Consider the following 16,396-nt stretch of genomic DNA (forward strand, 5'->3'; position numbering starts at 1 on the left):
ACAGGGGACAATGGAAGTCTATACGACTCTTCACATTTCTATACAGGGTCGCGTTCGACCGGACAGCTCATGCACCGGGGACCGCCCCGGCCCCGGCCCAGCTCGCTGCCCGGGATCTCTATCACCTCGATGCCCTGCCGGCGCAGGTGCGTGTTGGTGGTGGCGTTCCGCTCGTAGGCGACGACGACGCCGGGCTCCACGGCGAGGACGTTGCAGCCGTCGTCCCACTGCTCGCGTTCGGCGGCGTGCACGTCCTGCGTCGCGGTCAGCACCCGGATCTCGCCGAGGCCGAGCGCGGCGGCGATCGCCCGGTGCATGTGCTCCGGCGGGTGGTCGGTGACCTTCAGCTCCTGGGCGCCGACGCCCGGCTCGATGGTGTACGAGCGGAGCATGCCGAGACCGGCGTACTGGGTGAAGGTGCCGGCGCCGACCATCGTCATCACCGTGTCCAGGTGCATGAAGGCGCGCCGCTTGGGCATGTCGAGCGCGACGATCGTGCGCGCGGAGCCGGCCGCGAACAGCTTGTGCGCCAGCATCTCCACCGCCTGCGGGGTGGTGCGCTCGCTCATGCCGATCAGCACGGCGCCGTGGCCGATCACCAGGACGTCCCCGCCCTCGATGGTGGACGGGTAGTCCGCCTGGCCCTCGGACCAGACGTGGAAGGTCTCGGCGCGGAACAGCGGGTGGTGGCGGTAGATCGCCTCGAAGTGGACGGTCTCGCGCTGCCGGGCGGGCCAGCGCATGGCGTTGATGGAGACGCCGTCGTAGATCCACGCCGAGGTGTCGCGGGTGAACAGATGGTTGGGCAGTGGGCGCAGCAGGAAGTCGTCCAGCTCCATGACGTGGAAGCGGACGGAAGCCGGTTCCGCGTGGGCGTCCAGGAACTCCCGCTTGGTCATGCCCCCGACCAGCGCCTCGGCCAGCTCGCCCGGGGGCATCCGGTCGAAGGCGTCCCGCAGATGGCCGGTGGCGAGCGGGCCGTACTCCTTCTCGTCGAAGACCCGGTCCAGGACGAGCGCCCGGGCCTCGGGCAGCGCCAGGGTCTCGGCGAGCAGGTCCCCGAAGAGGTGCACGGCGACCCCGCGGTCGCGCAGCACGTCGGCGAACCCGTCGTGCTCGGCGCGCGCCCGGCGCACCCAGAGCACGTCGTCGAAGAGCAGGGCGTCCTTGTTGCTGGGGGTGAGCCTCTTCAGTTCGAGATCGGGCCGGTGCAGGATGACCCGGCGCAGCCGCCCGGCCTCGGAGTCGACATGGAATCCCATGCCTCCATCCTGACCACCGAACCCCCGCTTCACCCCCTGCCCGACCGTTTCCACGCCACGCACACCGAAAGCGGGCCGGCACATGGCACGGGCCGGCGCCGGACACAGGCTCGGCTCGCGACGCACGGCACCGGTTGGCGCCGGATGCGCGGGCGGCAGGGTTACCGCCCAGCCGCTGGCCAGGACCAGGCGTCCGGCGGCGAGGAGGGGGCCGCCGGAAGTCGCCGGGGCGCCCACGCCCGGGATACGGCACGCCGGGCCGGGACCAGGGTGCTCGGCCTCGCCGCCGAAGCCGAGCACAGCGCACCCGGTGCGCAACGCCACCGGCGCCGGGCCCGGGGCGGCCCGGGGCGGGAAGCGCGGTGGCCGGAGCGGGCGGCGTTCACGGCGGGAAGCTCGGTGACCGGAGCGGCCGGCGTTCGCGGCGGGAAGCCCGGTGACCGGAGCGGCCGGCGTCTGCGGCGAGGAGCGGGGCGGCCCGGCCGCCGGGCCGGGCCGTGCGTTCGGGATGCGGTCGGGGCGCGCGTCCGGGGTTCAACCTGGCCGCACGGCCCCGGGTATGGCCGGGCGTGCGGCCCGAACGCGACTGGACCGTGGCCCGGATACGGCCGGAACCCGTGACCCGAACATGGCCGGACCCATGGCCCGAACATGGCCGGACCCGTGACCCGGACGTGGCCGGACCCGTGACCCGGACGTGGCCGGACCCGTGACCCGGACGTGGCCGGGCCCGTGTCGTCAGGTTTTGTCGGTGATGATTTCGTGGGCGTGGGTGACTGCCTGGTGGTAGGCCGTCCGGCGGGCCTCCAGTGCCTTCCTGTGGCCGGTGATGGCGGACTTCTGCGCGCGGCTCTCCAGGGCGTGCACGGTCTGGATGTAGTCGGTGTCCAGCTTGCAGCGGGCGTCGGCGGAGGCGGTCTTCTTCTCCTTGGCCGACGGTTTGCCGGTGCCGAACCAGTCGGTGTCGACGGACGCCTCGTCCGGGTCGGGGTAGCGGAAGCCCTCGTCCTTCATGCAGTCCGACCAGGCGCGGTCGGCCTTCTTCCAGGCGGCGTCCTTCTTCGCCCGCTGGCGCGCGTCGGACCACAGGTACATGGCGAGCGTGTACGGGCCGGTGAGCCGCGTACCGTCGATCTTGACGGCTTCCAGTTCGGCGTCGAAGAGCTGCCGGGTCGCCTCGCCCGTGCAGCCGCCCCGGGGAATGGCGTGGCCGTGCGCCTGGTGGCTTTCGCCGGCCTCGAACACCCCGGTGAGGGCCGTGTACTGGTCGGCCGGCCACTCCATGGGCTGCTCCGCGGAGTCCTCCTCGCGCCGGTTGTGATAGCCGTACTCGGCCGCCAGGTCCGGGTCGTCCACCCCGTACGGCGTGTCGTCGCCGACCTTGCTGCGGCCGGAGACGGTGCCCTGCCGCACCGGGTAGGTCGACTCGACGGTCCGCACGTCGAGCGACCGGAAGCCGGTGAACCCGAGCCGGACCATGCACTGCCGGGCCAGGATCCACTGCGCCGTACTGACGGTTTTGCCGTCCCCGGAGGCGGGATCCGGCAGATAGGCCTGGAGCGGGAACGACTTCATGGTGTTGAGGCCGCGGGCCGTGTCGTCGGCGTCGTCGTCGCCGGCGATCTGGCAGGCCGACACGGCGAACAGGCCGGTCAGCACGAGAGGGAGGAGTTTACGCACCGGGTCATATGATCAGCCCTCGACCGGCCACGCTGTGACGGAGCCCACAATTCCGTTACGGGACACGCACAGGACGGCCATGTGATCTCCGTTATGGCCGCCGGGAGCCGGGGCTGATGGACTGACCCCTCGTCAACTGACCACTGACAGAGGGGGAACCATGACCAACGGCCAGGGAATCCGGGTACGCGGGAGAGCCGCCGTCGCCGTGACGGCCGGTGCCGTACTGGGCGCGGGGGTCCTCGCGGCCGTCCCCGCCCAGGCGGCGCCCGCCGCACAGGCACCCGCAGCGCAGAAGCCCGCCACGCAGAAGCCCGTCACGGTGCCGCAGGTGTCGGCCCAGGGCGCGTACGCCATGAACGCCGCCGGCGGCAAGCAGCTCTTCGGCAAGGCGCCGGACGGCCGGCTGCGCACCGGCTCCACCACGAAGATCATGACGGCGCTCGTGGTGCTGTCGCAGCGGAAGGTGGACCTCGGGAAGAAGGTGAAGATCAAGAAGGAGTACACGGACTACGTCATCGACCCGGCGACCGGCCAGCAGCGCTACTCCAGCGCCAACCTGATCCTCGGCGACTCGATGCCGGTCGGCGACCTGCTGTACGGCCTGCTGCTCCCGTCGGGCTGCGACGCGGCCTACGCGCTGGCCGACACCTACGGCACCGGTACGACGATGGCCCAGCGGACCAAGTCCTTCATCGCCAAGATGAACAGCAAGGCGCGTGAACTGGGCCTGGACAACACGCACTTCGACTCCTTCGACGGAGTGTCCAACGGGAAGAACCACTCCTCGCCGCGCGATCTGGCCAAGCTGGCGGGGGCCGCGCTGAAGAACAAGACGTTCAAGAAGGTCGTCGGCACGAAGGTCTACGCCGACATGAAGTCGTACCGCCCCGCGGGCGGGACGCACGCCATGAACCCGTGGAACAACTCCAACAAGCTCCTCGGCACCTACCGGGGCGCGTTCGGCGTGAAGACCGGCTCCGGGCCCGAGGCGAAGTTCTGTCTGGTGTTCGCGGCCACCCGCGGCTCCAAGACCGTCGTCGGCACCGTCCTCGCGGCCTCCTCGGCGGACGAGCGGTTCAAGGACGCGACGAAGATCCTCGACTACGGCTTCACCCGCATCCGGTAAGACCCGTCCGCGCCGCCCGGCCGCGGCGGGGCGCGCCGGGACCCGCCAGCCGGGTCCCGGCGTCCGTGGGCGGCGGCCGTGCCGGTTACCGCAGCTGGGACTGCACCTGGGACGAGATCAGTTCCAGGTGGTCCAGGTCGCCGAGGTCCAGGATCTGGAGGTAGATCCGCCGGGAGCCGATGGCGGCGTACCGGCCGATCTTGTCGACGACCTCGGCCGGGGAGCCGGCCAGTCCGTTGGCCTTCAGCTCGTCCACCTCGCGGCCGATCGCGGCGGCGCGGCGGGCCACCTCCTGGTCGTCCTTGCCGACGCAGACGACGAGGGCGTTGGAGTACGTCAGGCTGCCGGCCTCGCGCCCCGCCTCCGCCGCCGCGGCCCGCACCCGGCCGAACTGCCGCTCGCTGTCCTCGACCGAGGCGAACGGGATGTTGAACTCGTCGGCGTACTGCGCGGCGAGCCGCGGGGTGCGGGTCGCGCCGTGACCGCCGATGAGCACGGGGACCTTCTGCTGGGCGGGCTTGGGCAGCGCCGGCGATCCGGTGAGGTCGTAGTACGCGCCATGGAAGTCGAAGGTCTTGCCCGCCTCGGTGGCCCAGAGCCCGGTGACGATCGCGAGCTGCTCCTCCAGCCGGGCGAACTTCTCCTTCGGGAACGGGATGCCGTACGCCTTGTGCTCCTCCTCGAACCAGCCCGCGCCGAGACCCAGCTCGACCCGGCCGCCGGACATCTGGTCGACCTGGGCGACCTGGATGGCGAGCACACCGGGGAGGCGGAAGGTGCCGGCGGTCATGAGCGTGCCGAGACGGATGCGCTTGGTCTCGCGGGCCAGGCCGGCGAGCGTGATCCAGGCGTCCGTGGGGCCGGGCAGGCCGTCCACGTTACCCATGCGCAGATAGTGGTCCGAACGGAAGAAGGCGTCGAAGCCGAGGTCCTCGGTGGCCTTGGCCACGGTGAGCAGGGTGTCGTACGTGGCCCCTTGCTGGGGCTCGGTGAAGATTCGAAGGTCCATACACCTATCCTGCACGGCGTCGGCCGCGGCAACCGCGCGGGGACCGTCCGGCGGGGCCGTCTCCGGACGGGTGAAAACCGGCCGGTCCGTGCCCGGACGCCGGTCGGGGGTTCCGCGTCCGCTCCGGCGCGCCCCTCGTCCCGCCGCGGCGGACCCGGCCGCCGGTCATACGCCGGACGGGCTGCCCTGGGTGTCCTGGCTGTCCTGGGTGTCCGGCGACAAGAGTTCCTCCCGGGCCGCCAGTTTGCGCAGCATCTCGCGGACGCGGTCGCGGGACTCGTCGGCGGCGTCGATGGCCTCCATGCACTGCCAGTACGTCGCCTCGTCGGCGGCGCCGCTGGCCATGCCGACCAGGGATATGCCGACCTCGCCGAGCAGGCCGCCGAGGCAGAGCAGCGTCTCGCGGGCGTCGGCCAGTTCGGTGAGCTGGGCGGCGCGCAGGTCGCCGGGGTCGAGTTCGGGTGGGTCCAGGACGCCGCAGCCCCGGCCCGCCAGCTCCGTCAGCCCGAGAGCCTCGCCGCGCAGCTCCGGCGGGCCGGAGACCGCGAGGCGGCTGCCGATCGCCTGGGCCAGGGCCTGCGCCTGCCAGACCTCCGCCATCATCTCCCCGGTGTCGGTGCCGCGCGCCAGGGCCCGCCTGCTCGCGAGGATGAGCCGTACCGCATCCATCCGGTGCCCCCGTCCCTCCGCCGCGCCCTGTCGCACGGCCCTTGGTGACTCTCTGGTTGTCCACTACCCAGAGTGAAGGCGGTTGAGGCGAAAAGCTAGAGGAAGACGGAAAATGTGGACAACAATTCGGAGTCGGCGGAGAATTCGAGTACGGAGAGTGATAACGGAATCTACGACTCCGGCTGTTGCTCCTCCGGTTCCGCGGCCTCCGCGTCCCCGGTGTCCGGCACCGGGAAGCGGTGTTCGTTGCGGTCGATCTTCGCGGCCAGCGCGGTCAGCGGGTCGATGCCCAGGACGTCGCAGAGCTGGAGGAGATAGGCGAGCACGTCGGCGACCTCGTCCGTGACGCGGTGCGCCGTGCCGGGGTCGTCCATCACCCGCGCGGACTCCTCCGGCGTCAGCCACTGGAAGATCTCGACCAGTTCGGATGCCTCCACCGACAGGGCGGCGACGAGGTTCTTGGGCGTGTGGTACGGCTGCCAGTTCCGCGCGGCGGCGAATTCGGCCAGTCTGCGCTGGAGCCGGGCCAGGTCGGGGTGTTCCGTCACGTGTCCAGGTGTACCACCGTGACGCCCGGGACCCCGGCGGCCCATGAGGCGTCGTGCACCGCGGCCACGCAGCGGATGTGCCCGCGCTCGCCCATCCGGGCCGCCGTGCGCAGCAGTTCGGCGCGCTGGACGGGATCCAGGCCGCGGTCGAAGCCGTCGGCGAGGACGGTGAGGGTGCGCAGGGCGTCCGGCACCTCGCCCGGGGCGTCCATGTCCAGCACGCCGGGCCCGGTCAGCAGGACCAGGGTGAGGGCGAGATAGCGCAGTTCGCCGTCGCCGAGCCGGGCGATCTCGGTGCGCGGGCCGTCGCCGCGGTCGAGCAGCGCCCGTACCGTGCCGTCCGTCCCGGGCTCGGCCACCAGGTCGGCCACCCGGCCGGCGCAGCCCGCGCGCAGCGCCTCGACCAGCCGGCCGTGCCGGCGGGCGCACTCCGCGCGGGTGCGCCACAGCACGTCGGCGAGGTTGTCGCAGCCGGGCAGCAGCCGGCCCGAACCGGTGGGCACCGGGACGCGCATGTGCTCGGGGCGCGGATCGCACGGGAAGACGGAGCGCAGGGCGACGACCATCTGCTCGGCGGCGGCGAGCACATGGCGCTGCCCGTCGGTCTTGCCGGCCACGCGCAGCGGCAGCAGGGCGGTGCCCAGGCGGTCGTCGGGGAGCGGGGCGCGGGTCACCGGGGCGGAACCGGCCGTGTGCCAGGCCGCCTGGACGGTACGGCGCCCTGGGTCGCGCAGCGCGGTCTCCAGCAGGACGACTCCGCGCGCGCTCAGCCGCTCGCCGACGATCCGCAGCTCCGGTTCGGCCTGTACGGCGAGGTCGAGCCGGACCGGGCCCTCGGCGCCGTCGGCCGTGCAGCCGATCCGGAAGCCCCGGCGCCCCTGGGCGTCCGGACGCGCCCGCTCCGGGACACGGGCGGCCGGGTCCGGGAACGCCTCGGCCAGCGGGGCTCCGCCGCCGAGCCGGGCCAGCGCCTCGTAGGCGGCGAGCGCGGAGGTCTTGCCGGCCCCGCTGCGCCCGGCGAACAGGGTGACCGGCCCGAGCGGGAACACGGCACCCCGGTGCCCGGCGAAGGCCGACAGCCGCAGCTCGGTGATCCGGGAACGGAGATCCACGGACGGACGGGAGGACGCGGGGAGGGCTTCGGCGGACACGTCGGCCGGGAGCGACTCGGCGGACACGTCGGCCGCGAACGGCTCGGCGGGCACGTCGGCCGGGAGCGGCTCGGCGAACAGGGAGGGCACGGAGGGCACGGCCATGTGCGGACCGTAGAACTCCGCCGCCACGCCGAACCGTTTCCCCGTCGAAGCGTTCCCACGATCGAGCGACACCCACGGCGCGGCGCCGGGGGCGCGGTGCCAGGGGCCTCGGTCCCGTAGCCGCGGCGCCAGGGGGCCGAGGAAGCCGGGCCGTTGCCCGGGGGTCAGGTGCCGGTGATGCCTGCGCTTTCCATCAGGCCGCTGACCTCCGTGCCCGGTGGGGTGAGGAGGAAGACGTTGCGGTCCACGCGGTGCATGCCGCTGCCCAGCCCGAAGACCACGCCCGTGCTGAAGTCGAGGACGCGCTTGGCGACGTCGCCCTCCGCGCTGGACAGGTCCAGCAGCACCGGCACTCCCGCCATCAGCGTCTCGGCGACCTCGCGGGCGTCCGCGAAGACGTTGACCCGCAGGACCACGAACCGGCGCCGGGTCTCGGTCTCGGCATCCGGCAGCGAGCGGTGGCTCACCGCGGACGGCCAGGAGTCCCGGCCCCGCAGCGGCACGACCTGGGCGAGCCCTTCCCACTGTTCATCGGTGACGTCGTAACGGCTCACCGGCTCCCCCCGACCTGACTCGCACTGAATCGTTGCACCAGCCAATTCTTACGCCAAGTCACCCGTTCGGCCCAACAACGACACGGTGGGCGATCGGTCCGGCCCGGCCTTACTGGTCATCGTTCGGGGGATATCGGCGGAAGAGTCCGGTTCCCGCCCGGTCCCCCACCCGGTCCCGGCCGCCCGGGCCGGTGTGAGCGGCGCAGGTCACGACCGCAAGAAGAGAAACCTCACAGCCCGCGTTCCATCCCGCTTTCAGCCCCCTGCCCTAGCATCCGAGCCATGACGGTCCTGCCTGACGACGGGCTCTCACTGGCCGCCGAGTTCCCTGACCCGACACACGAGCAGTGGCAACGCCTGGTCGAGGGCGTGCTGCGCAGGTCAGGCAGGGAACTTTCCGGCGAGGCAGCCGAGGACGCCCTGTCCACGACGCTGGAGGACGGGCTGCGCACCCGCCCCCTGTACACCGCGCGCGACAGCGCGCCCGACCCCGGCCTGCCGGGCTTCGCCCCGTTCGTGCGGGGCAGCCGCCCGGAGGGCACCGGCGCGAGCGGCTGGGACGTGCGCCCGCGGCACACGGCCCTCGCCGGCGGCGCGGCGGACGCCGTGCTCGCCGACCTGGAGAACGGCGGCACCTCCCTCTGGCTGGTACTGGGCGAGGGCGGCATCCCGGTCGCCGACCTGGACCGCGCCCTCGACGGTGTCTACCTAGACCTCGCGCCGGTCGTCCTGGACGCGGGCCGCGACACCGGGCGGGCCGCCGAAGCCCTGCTGCGGCTCTACGCGGACAGGGGCACCGGCACGGAGGCCGTACGCGGCAACCTGGGCGGCGACCCGCTCGGGTACGAGGCCCGCACCGGCACCGCGCTGGACTTCGCGCCGTACGCCGCGCTGGCCGCGCGCTGCGCCGAGGGCTACCCGGGGCTGCGCGCGCTGACCGTGGACGCGCTGCCGTACCACGAGGCGGGCGGCTCGGCCGCGCAGGAACTGGGTGCCTCGCTGGCCACCGGCGTGGCCTATCTGCGGGAGCTGACCGAGGCCGGGCTCGGCGTCGAACAGGCCGCCGCCCAACTGGAGTTCCGCTACGCGGCCACCGCCGACCAGTTCCTGACCATCGCCAAGCTGCGCGCGGCGCGCCGGCTGTGGGCGCGGGTCGCCGAGGTGTGCGGGGCGCCGGGCGCGCAGCCGCAGCACGCGGTGACCTCGCCGGTGATGATGACCCGCCGCGACCCGTGGGTGAACATGCTCCGCACGACGATCGCGGCCCTGGCCGCCGGGGTGGGCGGCGCCGACGCGGTGACCGTGCTGCCGTTCGACCACGCGCTGGGGCTGCCCGACGCGTTCGCCCGGCGGATCGCGCGCAACACCTCCTCCATCCTGATCGAGGAGTCGCATCTGGCCCGCGTCATCGATCCGGCGGGCGGCTCCTGGTACGTCGAGCGGCTGACCGACGAACTCGCCGGGGCCGCCTGGGAGTTCTTCCGGTCCATCGAGCGCGACGGCGGACAGGCGGCCGTACTGCGCTCCGGGCGGCTGCGCACCGACCTGGCCACGACCTGGGCGGCGCGGTCCAAGAAGCTGGCCAGCCGGCGCGAACCGGTCACCGGTGTCAGCGAGTTCCCGCTGCTGGCCGAGAAACCGGTGGAGCGGGCGCCCGCGCCCGAGCCGCCGTCCGGCGGGCTGCCGCGGGTGCGCCGCGACGAGGCGTACGAGGACCTGCGCGCCCGTTCCGACGCCCATCTGGCGAAGACCGGCGCCCGGCCCCGGATCTACCTGGCGACGATCGGTTCGCCGGCCGAGTACACCGCGCGGGCCTCGTTCGCCGCCAACCTCTTCCAGGCCGGCGGCATCGAGCCGGTCACCGAGGGCGGCTTCGCGGACAGCGGCGCCACGGAGGCCGTGCTGTGCTCCAGCGACGCCCGTTACGCCGAGGAGGCCGGGCAGGCGGCCGAGGCGCTGCGCGCGGCCGGTGCCCGGCACGTGTTCCTCGCGGGCCGGGGCGACCACCCCGGCGTCGACGCCTACGTCTTCGCGGGCTGTGACGCCGTGGACGTCCTGTCCGCGACCCTCGACCGCATGGGAGTGTCCTGATGGGAATCCCCGACTTCTCCGGCATCGAGCTGGGAACCCCGGTCGCCGACGGCACCGACGACGAGTGGCGGGCGGCGCGCGAGCGCGCCACCGGCGGCGCGGAGCCCCTGTGGGAGACCCCGGAGGGCATCGGGGTCAAGCCGCTGTACACCGGCCGTGACCTGGAGGGCCTGGACTTCCTGGGCACCTACCCGGGCATCGCGCCGTATCTGCGCGGCCCGTACCCGACGATGTACGTCAACCAGCCCTGGACCATCCGGCAGTACGCGGGCTTCTCCACCGCCGAGGAGTCCAACGCGTTCTACCGGCGCAACCTGGCGGCCGGCCAGAAGGGCCTGTCGGTCGCCTTCGACCTGCCCACGCACCGGGGTTACGACAGCGACCACCCGCGGGTGACCGGCGACGTGGGCATGGCCGGCGTGGCCATCGACTCGATCTACGACATGCGGCAGCTGTTCGACGGCATCCCGCTGGACCGGATGAGCGTGTCGATGACGATGAACGGCGCCGTGCTGCCGGTGCTGGCGCTGTACATCGTGGCGGCTCAGGAGCAGGGCGTCGCACCCGAGAAGCTGGCCGGGACCATCCAGAACGACATCCTCAAGGAGTTCATGGTCCGCAACACCTACATTTATCCGCCGAAGCCGTCGATGCGGATCATCTCCGACATCTTCGCGTACACCTCGCAGCGGATGCCCCGCTACAACTCCATCTCCATCTCCGGCTACCACATCCAGGAGGCGGGCGCGACGGCCGACCTGGAGCTGGCGTACACGCTCGCGGACGGCGTGGAGTACCTGCGCGCCGGCCGCGCGGCCGGGCTGGACGTGGACGCGTTCGCGCCCCGGCTGTCCTTCTTCTGGGCGATCGGCATGAACTTCTTCATGGAGGTCGCCAAGCTGCGGGCGGCGCGCCTGCTGTGGGCGAAGCTGGTCAGGCAGTTCGACCCGCAGAACGCCAAGTCGCTGTCGCTGCGCACCCATTCGCAGACCTCGGGCTGGTCGCTGACCGCGCAGGACGTCTTCAACAACGTCACGCGCACCTGTGTGGAGGCGATGGCGGCCACCCAGGGCCACACCCAGTCGCTGCACACCAACGCGCTCGACGAGGCGCTGGCACTGCCGACCGACTTCTCCGCGCGGATCGCCCGCAACACCCAACTGCTCATCCAGCAGGAGTCCGGCACCACCCGGGTCATCGACCCGTGGGGCGGCAGCGCCTACGTGGAGCGGCTGACGTACGACCTCGCCCGCAAGGCGTGGGCGCACATCGAGGAGGTCGAGCGGGCGGGCGGCATGGCGCAGGCCATCGACGCCGGCATCCCCAAGCTGCGCGTGGAGGAGGCGGCGGCCCGCACCCAGGCCCGCATCGACTCCGGCCGCCAGCCGGTGATCGGCGTGAACAAGTACCGGGTGGACAGCGACGAGCAGATCGAGGTCCTCAAGGTCGACAACTCCTCGGTGCGCGCCCAGCAGATCGAGAAGCTGCGGCGGCTGCGCGCGGAGCGGGACGAGACCGCCTGCCGGGACGCGCTGGACGCGCTGACCCGGGCGGCCGACGGCACGGACAACCTGCTGGAGCTGGCCGTGCGCGCGGCCCGCGCCAAGGCGACGGTCGGTGAGATCTCCGACGCCCTGGAGAAGGTGTACGGGCGGCACGCCGGGCAGATCCGTACGATCTCCGGTGTGTACCGCAACGAGGCAGGCCAGTCGGAGTCGGTGGACCGCACCCGGGCCCTGGTGGACGCGTTCGAGGAGGCCGAGGGGCGCCGGCCGCGCATCCTGGTCGCCAAGATGGGCCAGGACGGCCACGACCGGGGCCAGAAGGTGATCGCGACGGCCTTCGCCGACCTCGGTTTCGACGTCGACGTCGGCCCGCTGTTCCAGACGCCCGACGAGGTCGCCCGGCAGGCGGTCGAGGCGGACGTGCACGTGGTCGGGGTGTCGTCGCTGGCCGCCGGACACCTCACGCTCGTCCCGGCGCTGCGCGAGAAGCTGGCCGAGGAGGGCCGCGAGGACATCATGGTCGTGGTCGGCGGTGTGATCCCGCCGCAGGACGTGCCGACGCTGCGGGAGATGGGCGCGGCGGAGGTGTTCCTGCCCGGGACGGTGATCCCGGACGCGGCCCACGACCTGGTACGGCGGCTGGCGGCCGACCTCGGCCACGAGCTGTAGCGCCGATGGCAGCGATCGATCTCGACACGTACGTCAAAGGTGTGCTCGACGGGCGGCGGGCCCTGGTGGCCCGTGCCATCACGCTCGTCGAGTCCACCCGGCCGCAGCACCGGGAGCTGGCGCAGCGGTTGCTCACCGAGCTGCTGCCGCACAGCGGCCGGGCGCGGCGGATCGGGGTGAGCGGGGTGCCCGGTGTCGGCAAGTCGACGTTCATCGACGCGTTCGGCACGATGCTGACCGCGCTGGGCCACCGGGTCGCGGTGCTCGCCGTCGACCCGTCCTCGACCCGCACGGGCGGCTCCATCCTGGGCGACAAGACGAGGATGGAGCGGCTCGCGGTCGACCCGGCGGCCTTCGTGCGCCCCTCCCCCAGCGCGGGCACGCTGGGCGGGGTCGCCAAGGCCACCCGGGAGTCGATCGTGGTGATGGAGGCGGCGGGCTACGACGTGATCCTCGTGGAGACCGTCGGCGTCGGCCAGTCGGAGACGGCGGTCGCCGGCATGGTCGACTCCTTCCTGCTGCTCACCCTGGCCCGCACCGGCGACCAGTTGCAGGGCATCAAGAAGGGCGTCCTGGAGCTGGCCGACGTGATCGCCGTCAACAAGGCGGACGGTCCGCACGAACGCGACGCACGGGCCGCGGCCCGGGAACTGGCGGGCGCGCTGCGGCTGATGCACGGCACGGACGCCTTCTGGACCCCGCCGGTGCTGCACTGCTCCGCCCGGGAGGCGGCCGGTCTGGACACCGTGTGGGAGCGGCTGGAGCAGCACCGCACGCTGCTGGACGCCACCGGGCGGCTGGCCGCCAAGCGCCGGGACCAGCAGGTCGGCTGGACCTGGGCGATGGTCCGCGACGAACTGCTGGGCCGGCTGCACGCGGACCCGGCGGTGCGCGCGGCCGCTCCCGAACTGGAACGGCAGGTGCGGGAGGGCCGGTTGACGGCGACCCTGGCCGCGGAACGGATCCTGGCGGCCTTCGAGACCCGCCCGGCCACGCCGTCCGGGACCTGAACGAGGAGAGCGGACGCCCGCCCGGCGCCTCCGCGGCGCGCCGGCGGGCGTCCGCCGCTACGGCCCTCAGCCCTGGGCCGCGATCAGCTCCCGGTACCAGTGGTAGCTGTCCTTCGGCAGGCGCCGCTGGGTGGCGTAGTCGACGTACACGAGGCCGAACCGCTTGCTGTAGCCGTACGCCCACTCGAAGTTGTCCAGCAGGGACCACACGTAGTAGCCGCGGACGTCGACGCCGTCCGCCAGCGCGGCGGCGACGGACCGGAGATGGCCGTCCAGGTAGGAGATCCGGTCGGTGTCGCGGACGGTGCCGTCGGGCTCCGGCAGGTCGTGTTCGGCGGAGCCGTTCTCGGTGATGTGGACCGGCGGCAGCGCGTCCCCGTAGCGCTCCTTCAGGCCGGCGAGCAGTTCGCGCAGGGTGTGCGGGGCGACCGGCCAGTCCATGGCCGTGTGCCTGGCCTGCGGCATGCCGATGCCCTCGAAACGGTTGTCGTCCGCCTGCCGGGTGAGCGGGTCCGGGTCCCGGTACGGCGCGTCCCGGACGACGGAGGGCGTGTAGTAGTTGATGCCGAGGAAGTCCAGCGGCGCGGAGATGACGTCCAGGTCGCCGGCGCGGCGGAACGACCGGTCGTGGAGCAGCTCCGCCCAGGTGTCGTCCTCGGATTCCGGGTAGCGGCCCTTGAGCAGGGGCTCGGTCCAGATCAGGTTGCGCTGGGTCTCCGCCCGCAGGGCCGCCGCCACGTCCCGGGGCCCGCTCGTGGCGGGGACGACGCGGTCGAGGTTGAGCGCGATCCCCGCCTCCCGGACCCCCGCGTCGCGCAGCACCGGCAGGGCCAGCCCGTGGCCGAGCAGCAGGTGGTGCGCGGCGGCGAGCGCGGGTGTCCCCTCGCGGGCGCCCGGGGCATGCAGGCCGTTCGCGTAGCCCAGGAAGGCGCTGCACCAGGGCTCGTTGAGGGTGATCCACCGCGGTACCCGGTCGGCCAGGGAGTCGGCGACCAGCCGCGTGTAGTCGGCGAACCGGTAGGCGGTGTCGCGGTGGCGCCAGCCGCCCTTGTCCTCCAGCTCCTGGGGCAGGTCCCAGTGGTAGAGGGTGACGGCGGGCTCGATGCCGGCCTCCAGCAGGCCGTCGACCAGGCGGTCGTAGAAGTCGAGTCCCGCCTTGTTGCCCGAGCCCGCGCCCGTGGGCTGCACGCGCGCCCAGCTCACGGAGAACCGGTAGGAGCCGACGCCCAGTTCCTTCAGCAGGGCGATGTCCTCGCGGTAGCGGTGGTAGTGGTCGCACGCCACGTCACCGGTGTCGCCCCCGACGATGGCGCCGGGACGCCGCGCGAACGTGTCCCAGATGGAGGGGCCGCGGCCGTCCTCGTCCGCCGCGCCCTCGATCTGGAAGGCGGCGGTGGCCGCACCGAAGACGAACCCGGGCGGGAAGGAAGGGAAGTCGCTCACGAGGATGCCTGCCTCCTGGTCGCTTACGGTACAGCCAGGATCCTGAAGAACTAAACCGGTTCTGTAAAGGTAGTAGCCTCTTCTCACCGCGCAATTTACTAAACGAAGGCTTAAGGGACCTCGCTCGCTGGACAACGTTGTCAGGCGCCGGGCAGAGTGTCCGCCCCGGGATGGCGATCCCGGTCCGCTCAAGGAAGGGCTGATGTGATGGTCGTGTACGGAGCACTCGACATCGGTGGCACCAAGATCGCTGGGGCGCTCGTGGACCCGGAGGGCCGGCTGGTCGTCCGGGCGCATCGCCCCACCCCGGCGCGCGAACCGGCCGAGACGCTGATGGCGGCCGTCACCGCCGTGCTGGACGAGCTGTCCGCGCATCCCGCCTGGGCGGCCCTGACGTGTCTCGGCATCGCGAGCGCGGGCCCGGTCGACACGGCCGCCGGCACCGTGAGCCCGGTCAACATCCCGGGCTGGCGCGGCTTCCCGCTGGTCGAGCGGATCCGCTCGCACCCCCGGGTGCCCGCCCTCGCGCCCGTCACGCTGATCGGGGACGCCGTCGCCATGGCGGCGGCAGAACACTGGCTGGGCGCCGCCCGCGGCGTGGACAACGCGCTGTGCATGGTCGTCTCCACGGGCGTCGGCGGCGGACTGGTCCTGGACGGGCGGCTGCACGCCGGACGCTCGGGGAACGCCGGGCACATCGGGCACATCTCGGTCGACCTGAACGGCCCGGCGTGCCCGTGCGGCGCCCGGGGCTGCGTGGAGGGCATGGCCAGCGGGACGGCCATCGCCGCCCACGCCCTGGCCTCCGGCTGGACACCGCCCGCGGGGACCGCCGCGACCGCGGCGGACGTGGCCGCCGCCGCCCGGCGGGGCGACCGGATCGCCCGGGCGGCGTACGAGCGGGCCGCGCAGGCGCTGGCGGCGGGGATCGCCGCGACGGCCGCGCTCGTCGAACTCGACCTCGTCGTCATCGGCGGCGGCGTGGCACAGGCCGGCGACACGCTGTTCGGCCCGCTGCGCCGCAGGATGGCGGAGTACGCGGTCCTGGACTTCGCCCGCGACCTGCCGATCGTGCCGGCCGGCCTGGCCCTGGACGCGGGCCTGGTGGGCGCCGCCGCGGCGGCCTCCGCGCTGTCGACGGGGGGCGCGGCGGGCGCGGGTGCCGTGACTGTCGTCGGTGCGGGAGCGGGCGCCGGTGCCGCGTCCGTCCTGGATGCGGGACCGGGGTCCGGTGCCGCGACTGTCGTCGGTGCCGCTTCGGCCGGCGGTGACCCATCGGCTGTCGGTGCCGCTTCCGCTGGCGGTGGCACATTGGCTGTCGGCGGAGTGACCGCCGGTGGCGCGGGGACGGCGCGCGGTACGGCCGGTGTGCGGTGAGCGGGCGCGGTACGTCCCGCCCGCGGCGGCAGCCCGGGGAAGGGCCGCCGTCGGGTCAGCGGGCACGGTACGACCCACAGCGGTGAGCGCCTGCGGTACGGCCGGTGTGCGGCATCCACACGCGGTACGACCGGTGTGGGATGACAGCTCACGGGAGCGGGCGCGGTATCGCCACCGGTGCGAGTGTCCGTCGC

12 protein-coding genes and 1 pseudogene are annotated in these 16,396 nt (G+C 73.0%); 5 read left to right on the forward strand and 8 right to left on the reverse strand.

The features are described from left to right. Positions 1-38: 38 nt before the first annotated feature. Together ACH4OA_RS17385 and ACH4OA_RS17390 are read right to left on the reverse strand one after the other, a co-directional pair. On the reverse strand, positions 39-1,262 hold the full coding sequence (locus ACH4OA_RS17385; protein ID WP_397939218.1) for an arginine deiminase: 1,224 nt from the start codon (positions 1,260-1,262) through the stop codon (positions 39-41). A gap of 738 nt (positions 1,263-2,000) precedes the next feature. Continuing rightward, positions 2,001-2,942 carry a hypothetical protein gene (locus ACH4OA_RS17390; protein WP_397969621.1) on the reverse strand — a complete coding sequence of 314 codons (942 nt, stop codon included), beginning with the start codon at positions 2,940-2,942 and terminating at the stop codon, positions 2,001-2,003. Between the two features lie 160 nt (positions 2,943-3,102). Between ACH4OA_RS17390 and ACH4OA_RS17395 the strand changes: the two genes are divergently transcribed. Beyond that, on the forward strand, positions 3,103-4,071 hold the full coding sequence (locus ACH4OA_RS17395) for a D-alanyl-D-alanine carboxypeptidase family protein (protein ID WP_397969623.1): 969 nt from the start codon (positions 3,103-3,105) through the stop codon (positions 4,069-4,071). An 85-nt stretch (positions 4,072-4,156) separates the two neighbouring features. Here ACH4OA_RS17395 and ACH4OA_RS17400 read toward each other — a convergent pair whose 3' ends face one another. The 5 genes from ACH4OA_RS17400 to ACH4OA_RS17420 form a co-directional block, all read right to left on the reverse strand. After that, positions 4,157-5,080 (reverse strand): LLM class F420-dependent oxidoreductase, encoded by a 924-nt coding sequence (locus tag ACH4OA_RS17400; RefSeq protein ID WP_397939213.1) that lies wholly within the window; start codon positions 5,078-5,080, stop codon positions 4,157-4,159. Between the two features lie 165 nt (positions 5,081-5,245). Next, complete coding sequence (locus tag ACH4OA_RS17405; RefSeq protein ID WP_365879052.1) at positions 5,246-5,749, reverse strand: DUF6099 family protein; 504 nt, start codon at positions 5,747-5,749, stop codon at positions 5,246-5,248. A 170-nt stretch (positions 5,750-5,919) separates the two neighbouring features. Continuing rightward, entirely contained in the window at positions 5,920-6,297 is a 378-nt protein-coding gene (locus ACH4OA_RS17410; protein ID WP_397939211.1) for a nucleotide pyrophosphohydrolase, read from the reverse strand. Beyond that, positions 6,294-7,553, reverse strand: a complete 1,260-nt coding sequence (locus ACH4OA_RS17415) for an AAA family ATPase (RefSeq protein WP_397969624.1) — start codon at positions 7,551-7,553, stop codon at positions 6,294-6,296. Before ACH4OA_RS17415 ends, ACH4OA_RS17410 begins: the two co-directional genes overlap by 4 nt. Positions 7,554-7,717: 164 nt before the next feature. After that, a complete protein-coding gene (locus ACH4OA_RS17420) occupies positions 7,718-8,107 on the reverse strand; it encodes a cell division protein SepF (protein WP_365879046.1) in 390 nt (129 codons plus the stop codon). Positions 8,108-8,389: 282 nt separating this feature from the next. Between ACH4OA_RS17420 and ACH4OA_RS17425 the strand changes: the two genes are divergently transcribed. From ACH4OA_RS17425 to meaB, 3 genes are read left to right on the forward strand one after another with little or no spacing between them, the layout of a single operon-like run. Next, complete coding sequence (locus ACH4OA_RS17425) at positions 8,390-10,198, forward strand: methylmalonyl-CoA mutase family protein (RefSeq protein ID WP_397969626.1); 1,809 nt, start codon at positions 8,390-8,392, stop codon at positions 10,196-10,198. Then, on the forward strand, positions 10,198-12,372 hold the full coding sequence (scpA, locus tag ACH4OA_RS17430) for a methylmalonyl-CoA mutase (RefSeq protein ID WP_397939205.1): 2,175 nt from the start codon (positions 10,198-10,200) through the stop codon (positions 12,370-12,372). The genes ACH4OA_RS17425 and scpA overlap by 1 nt, the downstream gene beginning before the upstream one ends. A gap of 5 nt (positions 12,373-12,377) precedes the next feature. Further along, positions 12,378-13,382 carry a methylmalonyl Co-A mutase-associated GTPase MeaB gene (gene meaB / locus ACH4OA_RS17435; RefSeq protein ID WP_397946327.1) on the forward strand — a complete coding sequence of 335 codons (1,005 nt, stop codon included), beginning with the start codon at positions 12,378-12,380 and terminating at the stop codon, positions 13,380-13,382. Between the two features lie 66 nt (positions 13,383-13,448). On the opposite strand, the gene ACH4OA_RS17440 is transcribed toward meaB, so the two are convergent. Next, positions 13,449-14,825, reverse strand: coding sequence for a GH1 family beta-glucosidase (locus tag ACH4OA_RS17440; protein WP_397969628.1), 1,377 nt, complete (start codon positions 14,823-14,825; stop codon positions 13,449-13,451). Positions 14,826-15,032: 207 nt separating this feature from the next. Here ACH4OA_RS17440 and ACH4OA_RS17445 point away from each other — a divergent pair. Further along, positions 15,033-15,989 (forward strand): annotated as a pseudogene (locus ACH4OA_RS17445) (ROK family protein); the annotation flags it as partial. Positions 15,990-16,396 lie beyond the last annotated feature (407 nt).

It is taken from the genome of Streptomyces sp. NPDC017095 (genome assembly GCF_044332325.1).
Lineage (GTDB): Bacteria > Actinomycetota > Actinomycetes > Streptomycetales > Streptomycetaceae > Streptomyces.